The following is a 13,666-nucleotide window of genomic DNA, read 5'->3' on the forward strand; positions in this document are numbered from 1 at the left end:
GGCGCGCTGACGACTCAGCGCCAGTCGTCGGGCGGGACGCTCTCGTCGTACGGATCGAAGGGCGGCTCGTCGTACGGCGGCGCATCGTCGTGGGGCGGCTCGTCGCGAGGCGGGCGCGCCGGCGCAGGCCGAGCGCGAGCGGGCTCGGCTCGAGTGGCGCGCGCCGGGCTCGGCGCGGTGCGAGTCGGCTCGGCCCGGAGCGCCTCGGCGCGGCTCGACCCGGCCGAGGCCGCCGAAGCCGCCGCCTCAGCCGCGTCTTCGGGCGACGTGCCGCCGACGACGTCGAGCACCTGCTGGCCGTAGGTGTCGAGCTTCTTCTGGCCGACGCCGCTGATGGTCGCGAGCTGGTCGAAGGAGGTCGGACGGGTGGACGCGATGCCACGCAGGGTCGCGTCGCCGAAGACCACGTACGCGGGCACACCCTGAGCCTTCGCGATGCCGGCCCGCCACTGGCGCAGGGTCTCGAAGAGAGGCTGATCGGCGGCGTCGAGATCGGCCGCACCGGCACCCGCTCGCGAACCCCGCGCACCCGAGGCCGACCCCGAACGCGATCGAGCCGCACGGGGTGCCCGCTCGGGCTCCTTGCGGAGCCGCACCGGCCTGCCCCCCGAGAGCACCTCGCCCGCCGCATCGGTGATCAGCAGCGTGCCGTAGCCGTCGGGCGACACGGCGAGGATGCCCTGGGCGAGCAGCTGCCGGACGACGCCCCGCCATTCGATCTCGGTCAGCTCGGAGCCGATGCCGAACGTCGCGATCTGCTCGTGCCGGTTCTGCGTGATGCGCGGGGTCGTCTTGCCGAGCAGGATGTCGATGATCTGACCGGCGCCGAACTGCTGGTCGCGCTCGCGCTTGAGGCGCACGACCGTCGAGAGCAGCTTCTGCGCGGCGACGGTACCGTCGATCGCCTGAGGCGGCGTCAGACAGGTGTCGCAGTTGTGGCACGGGGTGCTCGCCTGGCCGAAGTAGCCGAGCAGCTGCACGCGGCGGCACTCGACGGTCTCGCAGAGTGCGAGCATGGCGTCGAGGTGGGCGCTGAGCTTGCGCCGGTGGTCGGCGTCGCCCTCCGACTGGTCGATCATGCGGCGCTGCTGCATGACGTCCTGCAGCCCGTAGGCGAGCCAGGCGGTCGACGGCAGGCCGTCGCGACCCGCTCGACCGGTCTCTTGGTAGTAGCCCTCGACCGACTTCGGCAGATCGAGGTGGGCCACGAAGCGCACGTCGGGCTTGTCGATGCCCATGCCGAACGCGATCGTCGCGACCATCACGATGCCGTCTTCGCGGAGGAACCTCGACTGGTTGCGGGCCCGCACGCCCGCGTCGAGACCCGCGTGGTACGGCAGCGCGGCGATGCCCTGCTTGACCAGGAACTCGGCCGTGCCCTCGACCGACTTGCGCGACAGGCAGTAGACGATGCCGGCGTCGCCGTCGTGCTCGGCGCGGATGAACCGCAGCAGCTGCTGCTGAGGGCCGTCTTTCGACTCGATGCGGTACTGGATGTTGGGCCGGTCGAAGTCGGCGACGAAGTGCGCGGCGTCGTCGAGCTCGAGCCGGGCCGAGATCTCGCGGTGCGTCGTCTCGGTGGCCGTCGCCGTCAGGGCGATGCGCGGCACGTCGGGCCAGCGCTGGTGCAGCACAGAGAGCTCGAGGTAGTCGGGGCGGAAGTCGTGGCCCCATTGCGCGACGCAGTGCGCCTCGTCGATGGCGAAGAGCGACAGCCGCGCGCGGTCGAGGAGGTCTTTGGTCGAGTCGAGCCGCAGCCGCTCGGGTGCCAGGTAGAGCATGTCGAGCTCGCCGGCGACGAAGGCCCGCTCGACCTCGCGCCGCGTGTCGGGGTCTTGGGTCGAGTTCAGGAACTCGGCACGCACGCCCACCGCCTCGAGCGCGTCGACCTGATCTTGCATCAGTGCGATCAGCGGCGAGACGACGATGCCCGTGCCCTCTCGCACGAGAGCGGGCACCTGGTAGCAGAGCGACTTGCCGCCACCGGTCGGCATCAGCACGAGAGCGTCGCCGCCGCCGACCACCTGCTCGATGATCGCCGCCTGCTGCCCCCGGAAGTCGTCGTAGCCGAAGACCCGCTGCAGCACGTCGAGGGGTGCGGCGGAGGCCGGTCGGGCGACGGCGGAGGTGGTGGGAGCGTTGGTCACCAGGCGAGTCTAAGAGGCGCGACCGACAGGCTCGTCGGCCCCGTGCCTCCTGGTGGGAACCACCCCGACGAGACCGTCTGGGGAGGACCGATCGAGCCCCGCCGCGTCGAACGCCCGCACGACGAGCCACACGTACAGCGGCGTCGTGACGACGGTGACCGCGAGGCCCAGCGGGCTGCCGTCGCTCGACGGGGTGCCCGCGAACGGCGCCAGCAGCACGAACAGCACGACGTTGTTGAGCACATGGGCGACGATGGCGGCCTCGAGCCCGCCCGTCCGCCAGGTGAGCCAGGCCGCGGCCACCCCGAAGACGGCGACGTCGGCGAGCCCCCACGGGTTGTACGCGTGTGCGGCGGCGAACGCGATGGTCGGCAGCACGATCGCGACCGCGGGCCAGGCGATCCACGAGCCGAGGGCCTGCATCGCGAACCCGCGGAACGCGTACTCTTCGGCCGTCGCCTGCAGCGGCACCAGCAGCACGATGACCACCAGCGACCAGACGAGCGCCTCAGGCGGGGTCGTCACGGGCCCGAGACCGATCGACGCGCCGGTCAGCAGAGGCACGGCGAACGAGCTCAGCAGCACCGTCAGCCCCATGAACACGGCGGCCGGCACGAGACAGCGGGCCAACCAGCCCCAGCGCAGGCGCCCCGCGACGCTCGAGAGGCGCCCCGGCCCGCCGAGCCCCGCCGCGCGGGTGGCGAGCAGCACCGACGGCAGCATCATGACGATCGACCCGAGCGTCAGCAGCATGACGAGGGGCTCGGAGGCGTCGAGCGGATCGGCCTGCAGCGCCCGGTACACGCGACCCACCGCGTCGGCCCCAGCCACGACCCGCAGCACGGCCGTCACGGCGAGCACGAAGGCGTTCGAGAGCACGAGATAGAAGACGACCGCCAGCACGGCGGCCAGCACGGGCCGGTACCAGCGGTACGTCGGCAGTGCGCGGAACATGCGGTGGTAGGCGACGGTCACGACTAGAGGGTAAGGGGCGCCCCCGACAGTCCCCCGCGCGACCCGGCGGCCCGCCGCCCGGACGCCGAGACGGCCCGCGCCGACGCCCGCGATGGACGCACGACACGGGCCGTCGGGGCGGTGAGGGCTGCTAGAACAGGACGATCACGACCGCGAGCCCGCCTGCCGAGCCGTCGAGCGCCGCGTCGCCGCTGTACTCGCTGGTCAGCAGGTGGATGCCGCGGCCGAGCTTGCCGACCTGGACGGTCGCCTTGCCATCGGGGCCGACCGTGGCGGTGCCGACCGTGCGGCCGTTGTCGCGCACGGCGACGGTGCCGGTCGGGGTGACCGCGCCGGTGACCGTGGCCGTGTAGCTCACCGGCGAACGCGAGGTGGTCAGCAGGGCCGATGCCCCGCCGCGGATCCGCGACGACAGCTTGTCGACCGTGACCGCCGACGAGCTCGCCGAGGCCTCGGTGCTGCCCTCGGCGGTCGCGGTGACCGTGACCGCGATCGAGCGGCCGGCGTCGGCCGCGACGAGGCGGTACCGGTCGCCGGTGGCGCCGGCGATGGGTGCGCCGTCGCGGGTCCACTGGTAGGCGCGGGTCACGCCGTCGACGCTCCACGCGCCTCCGTCGGTGCGGAGCGTGCGGCCGACCACCGCGTCGCCCGTGATGCGGGGCGCCGTGACCGACTCGATCGGGGCGGCAGGAGGCGCGGCGATCTCGAGCGGGACGGTCGCGGTCGTGCTCGTGCCCTCGACCGAGATCGTCAGCTGGCGGGTGCCCGCCTCGAGCCCCTCGGGCACGGTCACCTCGAGCGTGGCGCGGCCCTGCTCGTCGGTGCCGGTCACCACGGTGCCGTCGATGGGGGCCGACCCGACCCGCATTCCGTCGAACGCCGCCGTGACGGTGCCCGTGCTGGGGCCGCCGTTGCTGAACAGCAGCGACGAGAGACCGAGCGACACGGTGTCGCCGGGGGCGAATCCGCCCTCGGGCGCGGCGGGGACGGTGACGCCGACGGAGCGCTGCGCGAGGTCGGGCGAGACGACGGGGTTCGCCGCGAAGTAGTCGACCTGGCTCTGCAGGTCGACCTTGCCGCTGTCGGCCTTCGCCGAGGCGCCGTTCAGGGCGGTGAAGTTGTCGCCGCCCGAGGCGAGGAACGAGTTGACGGTCACCTTGTAGCTCGCGGTCTCGTCGAGCGGCTGACCCTGGAACAGGATCTGACCGATGCGCGAGCCGGCGGCGGCCGTCGGGTCGTACGTGTAGCTGAGACCCTTCGAGACGCCGAGCTTCAGGAACGGCCGCGACGAGCCCGCGGGCTGCCACTGCTGCTCGAGCGTCCGACGGATCTGCGCACCGGTCAGCGTCGAGACGACGAGGGTGTTGGCGAAGGGCTGGACGGCGGCGGCCTCCTGGAAGGTCACGCGGCCGTCGGGGTCGATCGTCGCGTCGCCGCTCGAGGCGTACTTGAGGTCGGCGCGGAGACCGCCCGGGTTCATGAACGCGATCTGCGCGCCGTTCTCGACGGTCGCGGCGAGCTGGGCGTCGGCGACGAGGTTGCCGAGGGTGGACTCGCCGCCGCGGTTCTCGCTGCCGTCGAGCTGCTTGGCCCGGAGGACGTCGGCCGTGATCGTGCCGACGGGCTTGCGACCCTCGACGGCGGCCACGGCGACCGCGTCGGAGACGATCTTCGCCACGGCCGGGTCGGGTGTCGCCGACTGGTAGAGGGGCACCAGCGCGCCGGTGACCGACGCCTCGTCGGTGACGGCGTCGTAGGTGACGGTCAGGTGGCTGAGGTTCGCGCCGTAGCTGCCGGTCTGGACGATCGGACGGGGCTTCGTGCCGCCCGTCGGCACGATGTTCTCGAAGTCGTAGGTCGCGTGCGTGTGCGCCGAGAGGATGGCGTCCACCTCGGGCGAGACGTTCTTCGCGATGTCCGCGAAGTCGGAGTCGCCGGTCGCGTCGGCCTCGATGGCGGTCGCGTTGCCCTCGTGCACGAGCAGCACGAGCACGTCGGCCTCGCCGTTGTCGGCGTCGTCGACCCCGTCGGTGAGCTCGGCGGCGGCCAGGTTGACCGAGTCGACGATGTCGCCGAACTCGAGCCCCTCGATGCCGGCCGGGCTGACCAGCTCGGGCATCAGCTCGGTGATGGCGCCGATGAACCCGACCTTCACGCCGCCGACCTCCTCGACGTAGTAGGGGTCGTACACGGGCTCGCCGGTCGCGCTGTCGAGGATGTTCGAGCTGACGTACGGGAAGTCGCTGCGCGGCACGACGCGGTCGTCGAAGTCGGCGCGACCCTTGTCGAACTCGTGGTTGCCCGGGGTGCTGACGTCGAGCCCCATCGAGTTGAGGGCGTCGAGGGTCGGCTCGTCGTCCTGGATGAACGACGTGAACGTCGAGGCCCCGATGTTGTCGCCCGACGAGACGAAGAGCGTGTTCGGGTTCGCGGCACGGAACTCGTTGACCTTGCCCGCCATGACCGCGGCGCCGGCGGTCGGGCTCGCCTCCTGGGCGAGTCGCCCGTGGAAGTCGTTGATGCCGAGGATGTCGATCGTGGTCGTGGCCGCCTGGGCCGGGACGGCGACGAGCGTGCCGAGACCGAGCGCCGCGACGGTGACGCCGACGAGAGCGACTCCGCGGACGCGACGACCGCCTCCCTGGCTTCGGTTCTCTGAGGACGGGGGGCTTGTGCGCATGGGCGTCTGTGCTCCTGGTACGTGGCGGTCGGGGCCGACGACTCCCCTGAACGAGGGTCGACATCGAGAGCCTAGGTTTCGGCTGGGAATCGGGCAAGGATCCGCCGAGGAACGTCACGTGTTGTTCACGCAGGGGCGTCTGGGGAGGGATCGCTAGGCTGAGGCGTCCGCCGATCGAGCCCGGAGGTGCCCGCGTGACCACCCCCCGCACCCGCCTCGCCGTGCTCGGTTCGCCCATCGCCCACTCGCTCTCGCCCGTGCTGCACCGGGCCGCCTACGACGCGCTCGGTCTGCCCTACGGGTACGACCGCGTCGAGGTCGCCTCGGGGGCGCTCGGCGGCTTCGTCGCCTCCCTCGATCGGAGCTGGCGCGGCCTCAGTCTCACCATGCCGCTGAAGCGCGAGGTGCTGCCGCTGCTCGACACCGTCTCGCCGCTCGCCCGGCGGCTGGGCGTCGCGAACACGGTCGTCCTCGACGCCGACGGGCGACGGCACGGTCACAACACCGACGTCGACGGCATCGTCCGCTCGGTCGCCCTGCGGCACGACGCCCGGCCGACCTCCGCGGTCGTGCTCGGCGGGGGCGCCACGGCCGCCTCGGCGCTGTCCGCCGCCTGGCGCCTGGGGGTGCGCTCGGTCGCCGTGCTCGTCCGCGACCCCCGTCGCGCCGGCGAGCTCGCGCCGCTCGCCTCCGATCTCGGGGTCGACCTCGAGATCCACCCGCTGACGGCGCTCGCCGGTCTCGGCCCTCTCGACTTCGTCATCAGCACCCTCCCGGGAGGCGCGGCGGACGACCTCCCGCTCGCACCGGTCGACGGGGCCTCCCTGCTGTTCGACGTCGCCTACGAGCCCTGGCCGACCCGCGCCTCCTCCCGCTGGTCCGACGCCGGCGGGCTCGTGCTGAACGGGCTCGACATGCTCGTCGAGCAGGCGATCTCGCAGGTCGCGCTCTTCGCCGACGGCGGCGAGGGCGAGGCGCGGGCCGGGCATGACGGCGGGGGTGCCACGACCGCGGTCGACGAACCGCACGAGGCGGCGCGGGTGCGCGAGGCGATGCGTCGGGCGGTGGGGTCGCTCGCGGGGGCGACCCGCGCCTCCTCGGCATCCTCGGAATCCGCCCCGACCTCCGACGACGGAAGGCGCTGACATGATTCCGACCCCCCGCCCCGTGACCCTGCGGTCGGTCGTGCTCGGCGACGGCCGACCCGCCGTCTGCGTGCCGCTGACCGGTCGCACCGAGGAGGCGCTGGTCGCCACGGCCGCCGCACTCCCCCGCGAGGCGTACGACGTCGTCGAGCTGCGCGTCGACTGGCTCACCGCGGTCGACGACATCGCCCAGGCCATGTCGGCCCTCGTCGCCGTCCGGGCGACCCTGCCCGACGACGTGCCGGTGATCGCGACCTTCCGCACGAAGCAGGAGGGCGGCGAGCGCGACATCACCCCCGACGACTACGGCCTGCTGCTCGGCGCCCTGATCGGGACGGGCGCGGCGGACGCCGTCGACGTCGAGATGTTCACGCAGCCCGACGTGCTCGAGTCCGTCGTCGACTCCGCGCACGCGGCGGGGGTGGTGGTCGTCATGTCGTCGCACGACTTCGCCGCGACGCCCACGCGCGACGAGATCGTCTCGCGACTGCTTCTGCAGCAGGAGCTCGGCGCCGACGTCGTGAAGCTCGCCGCCATGCCGCGGTCGGCGGACGACGTGCTGACGCTGCTCGCGGCGACCCTCGAGTTCAGGGCGGGGGCGGGGCTGGTGCCGGCCGTGACCATGTCGATGGGGCCGCTCGGCGCGGTGTCGCGCGTGGCGGGCGAGGCCTTCGGCTCGTGCCTGACCTTCGGCACGGTGGGCGAGTCGAGCGCGCCGGGGCAGCTGGACGCCGCCGGGCTGCGCGCGACGCTCGAGCTGCTCCACCGCGGGTAGCGGCGGGGCGCGGGCACTGCGCCAGGATGTGGACACGCCGCCAGGTTTTTTGCTGGCGTCAAATCCATCTTCTGGCGTCGTGGGTGAGCGGCCGTCAGGTGCGGGCCTCCGAGGGAGCCGACCGCGGCCCCACCACCGGGAAACGAGCGACGGTCGTCGCTCAACGAGGGCCGTCGGGTCGGGCTCGCCTCGGAGTGAGACGACAGTAGCGCGAGGGAGGGCACCCGGTCGAGCCGCCGGGCGGGGCGACACCGGGCGGCGAACGGGGCGACACCGGGCGGCGAACGGGGCGACACCGGCCGGCGGGCGGGCACCCCCAGTCGGGGGCGAGCGGAACACGGCGGCCGTCTCGTGCGTAGCGTGGGCGTCAGACAGCATCCGGTCGATCGGGACGAGCCCGTTCGGCACTCGCAGGATGCGCGACGAAGGAGAACCCATGAGCATCGGCGGCGGAATCGCCTTGATCGTGATCGGCGCGATCCTCGCGTTCGCACTCGACCTGCAGGTGGCCGGTATCGACATCCAGCTGGTCGGCTACATCCTGATCGCCGCGGGGGTCGTCATCACCCTCCTCGGCATCGTGTTCCTGACTCGTCGGCGCCAGGTCACCTCGACCTCGCGCTCGGCGGTCGACCCCGTGACCGGTGAGCGCGTCACGCGTCGCTCCACCGAGGACGGCGGCGGCCCGGTCGTCTGACCGGCACCCGCCCGAACCCCCGACGGCCCCGTGCCCTGCCTGACCGGCAGGGTGCGGGGCCGTCCGGCCGTCCGGCGTCCGCCCGTCGGCCGTCGTGGCCAGCGTCCGTCACCGACCGGTCACCACCAGAAGGGCGCCTGCGGCACGTATCGCTCCTCGAGGCGGCGGACGTCGTCGTCGCTGAGCTCGACCTCGAGCGCGGCGACCGCGTCGGCGAGGTGGTGCGGCTTGGTCGCCCCGACGATCGGGGCCGAGACCACGGGGTTGCGGAGCACCCAGGCGACCGCGATCTGCGCCATCGGCACCTCGTGCTCGGCCGCGACCTGCTCGACGGCATCGATGATCGGGCCGTCGGCGTCGGTGTCGAACGCCTTGGCGACCTCGTCGACGGCCGAGCGACCGGTGGTCACGTCGCGGGGGCGCGTGAGCCGCCCCTTGCCCTGCGGCGAATACGGCACGAGCCCGACGCCGAGGTCGGCGCAGAGCGGGATCATCTCGCGCTCCTCCTCCCGTTTGAGGAGGTTGTACTGATCCTGCATCGACGCGAAGGGCGTCCACCCGTTCACGACGGCCGCGGTCTGCATCTTGGCGAACTGCCACGCGTACATGCTCGACGCGCCCGTGTAGCGGACCTTCCCGGCCCGGACGAGGTCGTGGAGCGCCTCCATCGTCTCCTCGACCGGGGTCTCGTCGTCGTAGCGGTGCACCTGGTAGAGGTCGATGTGGTCGGTGCCGAGGCGTGAGAGCGACGCGTCGACCTGCTCGAGGATGGCCTTGCGCGAGAGGCCCGACCCGCCCGGCCCGTCGTGCATCCGGCCGCTGACCTTCGTCGCGAGCACGATGTCCTCGCGGCGCGAGTACTCGCGGATGGCGCGGCCGACGTACTCCTCGCCGGTGCCCTCCTGGTACACGTTGGCGGTGTCCCAGAAGGTGACGCCGAGCTCGACGGCCTGGCGGAAGAGGGGCGCGGAGGCCTCCTCGTCGAGGGTCCAGGCGTGCAGGCCCCGCGTCGGATCGCCGTAGCTCATGCAGCCGAGGCCGATGCGGCTGATCCGCAGGCCGGTCGTCCCGAGTCGTCCGTACCTCATCGTGAGCTGTCCTCTCGTCGTGCGTCGTCTCGCGTGCGATGCCCGTCGGTGGGGCCTGCTGGTTCTCGAGACTGCGGATCGACCGGGCCGGCGCCCCAGCTGGCGAGGAGAAGGAGGCGCTCCTCGGTCGGCGTGCCCGGCTCGGCGCTGTAGATGAGGAAGTTCAGCCCCGGCTCGCCCATCGGCTCCATGGCCGCGTAGACCAGGTCGAGATCGCCGACGACGGGATGCCGGAACGATTTGCTCCCCGAGGCGTGATGCCGCACCTCGTGAGCGCCCCACCGGGTGCGGAACTCGTCGCTGCGGGTCGACAGCTCGCCGACGAGGTCGTGCAGGGCCCTGTCATGAGGGTCGCGGCCGGCCTCGGTGCGGAGGATCGCGACGTTGATGTCGGCGGCGATCGACCACGACGGGTAGAAGGCCTCGGCCAGCTCGCGGTGCAGGAACACGAAGCGGGCGAGGTTGACGGGCCGGTCGGAGAGGGCGTAGAGGTCGGAGTAGAGCGCCCGGAAGAGAGCGTTCTCGCCCAGCACGTCCATCCGTCCGTTCCGGACGAACGCGGGCCCCGAGGCCACGGAGTCGAGGGCCAGCTGAAGGGCGCGCGAGACGCCGGCGGGACGCGCACGCGACCTCGACCGAGCCCGGACGGGCGACTCGTTCGCAGCGCGCGCGAGGTCGGCCAGGTGCGATCGCTCGGCCTCGTCGAGCAGCAGCGCGCCGCCGATCGCCTCGAGCACCGCCTCGGACGCTCCCCCGAGGTCGCCGCGTTCGAGGCGCGAGTAGTACTCGACGCTGACGCCGGCGAGCATGGCCACCTCGGCCCGCCGCAGACCGGGCACGCGCCGCCCCGGACCACCGGGCAGCTCGACCTGCGCAGGGGTCACGCGGGCCCGCCTCGTGGTCAGGAAGTCGCGTACCTCGCTCCTGTTGTCCATGGGATCGACCGTACGACACGGAGAGCGCGCTCAGGGGTGTTCCGCTGGAGCACCCCTGATCCGGGATCTCCTGCCGGCGCGGACGGCGAGCACTTCAGTATCGTGCGCATCGAGCGTGATGGACAAGCGGGCCGCCCGAAGCGGAGGAGAACCGTTCTGCCTGGTCACAGAACTGCCCCACCCGGCACTTCACTACTGAGAGCGGAAGTGAGGACGACCGATGAGACGACGATCGACACCGGGCGAGACCGAGAACGATCTGGTGGCTCGTGCGCGCGGCGGGGACATCGATGCGTTCGAGGCGCTGACCCGTCTGCACGTCAGGAGCGTGCTCCGATACGCAGCCTCGGTGGTGACCGATCGCGGCAGTGTCGAGGACGTCGCCCAGGAGGTCCTGCTCGTGGCGTGGCGCCGTCGAGCGGATCTCGACCCGGAACGTTCTCTGCTGCCGTGGCTGCTCGTGACGACGCGCCACATCGCAGTCGCGACCAACCGTCGGGCCGTCCGACAGGAGGCCGGCGATCTCGACACGGTGGACCACCTCCACCAATGGGAACGTGGTCGAGACCGACGCGCGGCAGCGGAGGAGCTCGCATATCTGCAGGAGGCCCTCGACGGTCTCCCACCGGACGACCGCGAGCTCGTCCGTCTCTGCTTCATCGAAGGACTCTCCTACGACGAAGCCTCGGCCGCGCTCGGCCTGACGCCACCGGCGACACGCAAACGCATCCAGCGCATCCGCGGCCGGCTGCGCTCCTTCCGCACAGCCACCACCGGCACGCAGTACGAGAACTGAGAGCAGGGCGAACATGACGAACACGAACTGGTCCGACACCGACCTCGATGCCGCCGCAGGTCGGATCGAGCACGCCCTCTCACGGAAGCTACGAGGTCGGAGGCGACTCCACCGCGGGGCGATGGCCGCGGGCGTCGCGGTGCTCGGAGTGACGGGAGTCGCGGCCGCATCGGCGCTGCTCCCTCCGCAGACCAAAGGCGAAGTCGACGGGGCCGCACCGTACATCTCGGCCGTGTCGTCGTGCCTCGACACCGCAGGTTGGAACGTGTGGCTGGCCCCGTCCGACGGTCTCGACCCCACCGCGGACAGCATCCACTTCTCCGTGAACGGCTACCAGCAGCTCCGCTTCGCAGACGACATCGACCGATGCCGCGCCGACGTCGCTCGGGCGAACAGCGTCGACGTGATGGACGTCATCGGACTCCGATAGCCCCGCGGAGCCCCGGTCCGACCGCACCGGCGGCCGATGGCTCAGTGGCACGCATCGGTCGGCTGGGGTGAGCCGGCATCACCGCCTTGATGTACCTTGCACCGCAAGGTACCTTGTGACGCATGCCAGTGGACATCGGTGCGCAACTGCGGAAGGGCGTCGTCGAGTACTGCATCCTCGGGCTCCTGGATCGCGAGCCGATGTACGGCTGGCAGCTCTCCGAGCAGCTCGTCCAAGCGGGCCTGGCCGCCAGCATAGGCACGCTGTACCCCCTCCTCGGCCGCCTCCGGACGCAGGGCCTCGTCACGGCGTTCGATCAGCCGTCGGCGACGGGACCAGTCCGGAAGTACTACCGCCTCACTCCGCTGGGGCGCAGTCAGCTGACTGCGTTCCGCCTCCAGTGGGGCTCCTTCACCGCCTCGGTGCATCGACTCATCGGAGAGGACACTCATGACTGACACCAGGCCCGAGATCACCACGGCCTACCTGGCGCAGCTCGACACCGAACTCGCTCAGCTCCCCCCGCAACTGCACCACGACATCCTCGCGGGGATCAGGGAGGAGCTCGAGGGTCTCGACACCGTGGCCGCCGCCGCTCGCATCCATCAGCTCGGCGACCCTGCGTTCATCGCCGCCGAGGCCCGCAGCGAGGTCCAGGTCGACGCCCCGGGCGTCGCTGCGGATCCGCCGGTTCCCGGCCGGACCTTCTCGATCGTCGCAGTCGTCGTCCTCATCGCCGGCTCGCTGCTCGTGCCCGTCGTGGGCGCTCTGGCGGGGCTCGTCTTCGTCAGCCAGTCCAGAGCCTGGACCCGCCGAGAGAAGACCGCAGCCTGGCTCGCACCCGTGGGCGTCGCCCTCCTCGCGCTGGCGGCCGTGGCGCTGATGGCCTCGGCCGACCTCGGCGGCGCCCACGTCGTCGTCCTGGTCGGCTACCTCGTCTTCCCCCTCGAGGGCATCGCGCTGGCCGTTCGAGCCCGGTCGCGAGGCTGGCGCCCCTGACCCTGCGGGCGGTACCTGACCACGCGGCGATCGGCTCCCGAAGGACTCCGCCCTGCGGATCGATCACGAGGAGGACGGAAACCGATTCCAGGGCGCGATCGCGTGATGCCCCGGAGGACCAGTCGATCGAGGTGGAGAGCTAGGCGACCTGCTGCTCGTGACGTGCCGCGCGGCGCTCCGTCACGAGGAAGACGACGAGCAGCACGACGCCGACGAGGACGACGACGATGTTGCCGAGCTGAGCCAAGGACCCGAGGCCGCCCTGCAGGGGGTACGTGGCCTGCATGAAGATGCTCGGGTCCGTGCTCGCGTGAAGCAGGATCGGAGCGATGATCGTTCCGGTCACCCGCAAGGCGAGGTACATGCAGAGGCCGAAGAAGAACGTGTAGAGCATCTGCAGCATCGTGGGGATCAGCGCTTGACCGGTGAAGAGGTTGGTCGCATGCAACAGCGAGAACAACGCCGCCGAGACGAGCCCGACGGCGACCTCCGAACGGCCGGCCGAACGCATGATGCGGACCACGTATCCACGAGTCAGCAATTCTTCGGAGAAGCCGATGACCAGTCCTGCCAGGAGCCAGGCGGCGACCCAGTCGAAGCCCGCGGCTTCGTAGTCGATGCTCGCGAAGCGCAGCACGTTGAAGAGCAGCACGACGGCGACGGCGATCCACATCCAGCCTCGACCTGGAGCTCCCCGGCGTGCGAAGAGACCTCTCAGCCAGCCCAGGCTGGCACCGAAGCCGATCAGGATGAGACTGCCGATCAGGACCGGGACGACGATGAGCACGAGGACGTAGCTGGCGGAGCCGGCGTCGCCGATGAACGGCACGAACGGTGCCATCAGGAGCGATGCGGGTTCGTAGATGGCGAGGTAGCCGACGGCGAGGATCAGCGCCTTCCACCACCGGCCCTGTTCCCAGAACCGCGTCCACCCTGATCGTGCAGCCATGTCTCTCATGATGATCCCCTCGTTCGGGGTTCAGTCAACCATCAGCTTCG

The 13,666-nt window shown here is 71.6% G+C and carries 13 protein-coding genes; 7 read left to right on the forward strand and 6 right to left on the reverse strand.

Translation table 11 applies throughout. From position 1 onward, the window contains the following. Window positions 1–14 precede the first annotated feature (14 nt). From recQ to SOM13_RS09635, 3 genes are all read right to left on the reverse strand, one after another. The gene (gene recQ / locus SOM13_RS09625; protein WP_320479557.1) at window positions 15–2,147 is read right to left on the reverse strand and encodes a DNA helicase RecQ; all 2,133 of its coding nucleotides are present in this window, start codon (window positions 2,145–2,147) and stop codon (window positions 15–17) included. A gap of 9 nt (window positions 2,148–2,156) precedes the next feature. Beyond that, window positions 2,157–3,122 (reverse strand): type II CAAX endopeptidase family protein, encoded by a 966-nt coding sequence (locus SOM13_RS09630; protein ID WP_243215279.1) that lies wholly within the window; start codon window positions 3,120–3,122, stop codon window positions 2,157–2,159. Between the two features lie 130 nt (window positions 3,123–3,252). Then, entirely contained in the window at window positions 3,253–5,802 is a 2,550-nt protein-coding gene (locus tag SOM13_RS09635; protein ID WP_320479558.1) for a 5'-nucleotidase C-terminal domain-containing protein, read from the reverse strand. A 194-nt stretch (window positions 5,803–5,996) separates the two neighbouring features. Between SOM13_RS09635 and SOM13_RS09640 the strand changes: the two genes are divergently transcribed. The 3 genes from SOM13_RS09640 (at window position 5,997) to SOM13_RS09650 (ending at window position 8,419) form a co-directional block, all read left to right on the forward strand. After that, on the forward strand, window positions 5,997–6,947 hold the full coding sequence (locus SOM13_RS09640; protein WP_320479559.1) for a shikimate dehydrogenase: 951 nt from the start codon (window positions 5,997–5,999) through the stop codon (window positions 6,945–6,947). Window position 6,948: 1 nt separating this feature from the next. After that, window positions 6,949–7,722 carry a type I 3-dehydroquinate dehydratase gene (gene aroD / locus SOM13_RS09645; RefSeq protein WP_320479560.1) on the forward strand — a complete coding sequence of 258 codons (774 nt, stop codon included), beginning with the start codon at window positions 6,949–6,951 and terminating at the stop codon, window positions 7,720–7,722. A gap of 436 nt (window positions 7,723–8,158) precedes the next feature. Next, entirely contained in the window at window positions 8,159–8,419 is a 261-nt protein-coding gene (locus SOM13_RS09650) for a DUF6458 family protein (RefSeq protein WP_192060804.1), read from the forward strand. Window positions 8,420–8,538: 119 nt separating this feature from the next. On the opposite strand, the gene SOM13_RS09655 is transcribed toward SOM13_RS09650, so the two are convergent. Then, on the reverse strand, window positions 8,539–9,507 hold the full coding sequence (locus SOM13_RS09655; protein WP_320479561.1) for an aldo/keto reductase: 969 nt from the start codon (window positions 9,505–9,507) through the stop codon (window positions 8,539–8,541). After that, complete coding sequence (locus SOM13_RS09660) at window positions 9,504–10,442, reverse strand: helix-turn-helix transcriptional regulator (RefSeq protein WP_243215284.1); 939 nt, start codon at window positions 10,440–10,442, stop codon at window positions 9,504–9,506. The genes SOM13_RS09655 and SOM13_RS09660 overlap by 4 nt, the downstream gene beginning before the upstream one ends. A 220-nt stretch (window positions 10,443–10,662) precedes the next feature. Between SOM13_RS09660 and SOM13_RS09665 the strand changes: the two genes are divergently transcribed. From SOM13_RS09665 to SOM13_RS09680, 4 genes are all read left to right on the forward strand, one after another. After that, window positions 10,663–11,238, forward strand: coding sequence for an RNA polymerase sigma factor (locus SOM13_RS09665; protein WP_192060807.1), 576 nt, complete (start codon window positions 10,663–10,665; stop codon window positions 11,236–11,238). Window positions 11,239–11,251: 13 nt separating this feature from the next. Then, complete coding sequence (locus SOM13_RS09670) at window positions 11,252–11,668, forward strand: hypothetical protein (protein WP_192060808.1); 417 nt, start codon at window positions 11,252–11,254, stop codon at window positions 11,666–11,668. Between the two features lie 122 nt (window positions 11,669–11,790). Next, complete coding sequence (locus tag SOM13_RS09675) at window positions 11,791–12,126, forward strand: PadR family transcriptional regulator (RefSeq protein ID WP_320478350.1); 336 nt, start codon at window positions 11,791–11,793, stop codon at window positions 12,124–12,126. Then, the gene (locus SOM13_RS09680; protein WP_192060809.1) at window positions 12,119–12,667 is read left to right on the forward strand and encodes an HAAS signaling domain-containing protein; all 549 of its coding nucleotides are present in this window, start codon (window positions 12,119–12,121) and stop codon (window positions 12,665–12,667) included. The genes SOM13_RS09675 and SOM13_RS09680 overlap by 8 nt, the downstream gene beginning before the upstream one ends. A gap of 139 nt (window positions 12,668–12,806) precedes the next feature. Here SOM13_RS09680 and SOM13_RS09685 read toward each other — a convergent pair whose 3' ends face one another. Continuing rightward, complete coding sequence (locus SOM13_RS09685) at window positions 12,807–13,616, reverse strand: CPBP family intramembrane glutamic endopeptidase (RefSeq protein ID WP_244637111.1); 810 nt, start codon at window positions 13,614–13,616, stop codon at window positions 12,807–12,809. Between the last annotated feature and the right edge of the window lie 50 nt (window positions 13,617–13,666).

Origin of the sequence: Frigoribacterium sp. CFBP9030, assembly GCF_034045195.1 — a bacterium.
Classification (GTDB): domain Bacteria; phylum Actinomycetota; class Actinomycetes; order Actinomycetales; family Microbacteriaceae; genus Frigoribacterium.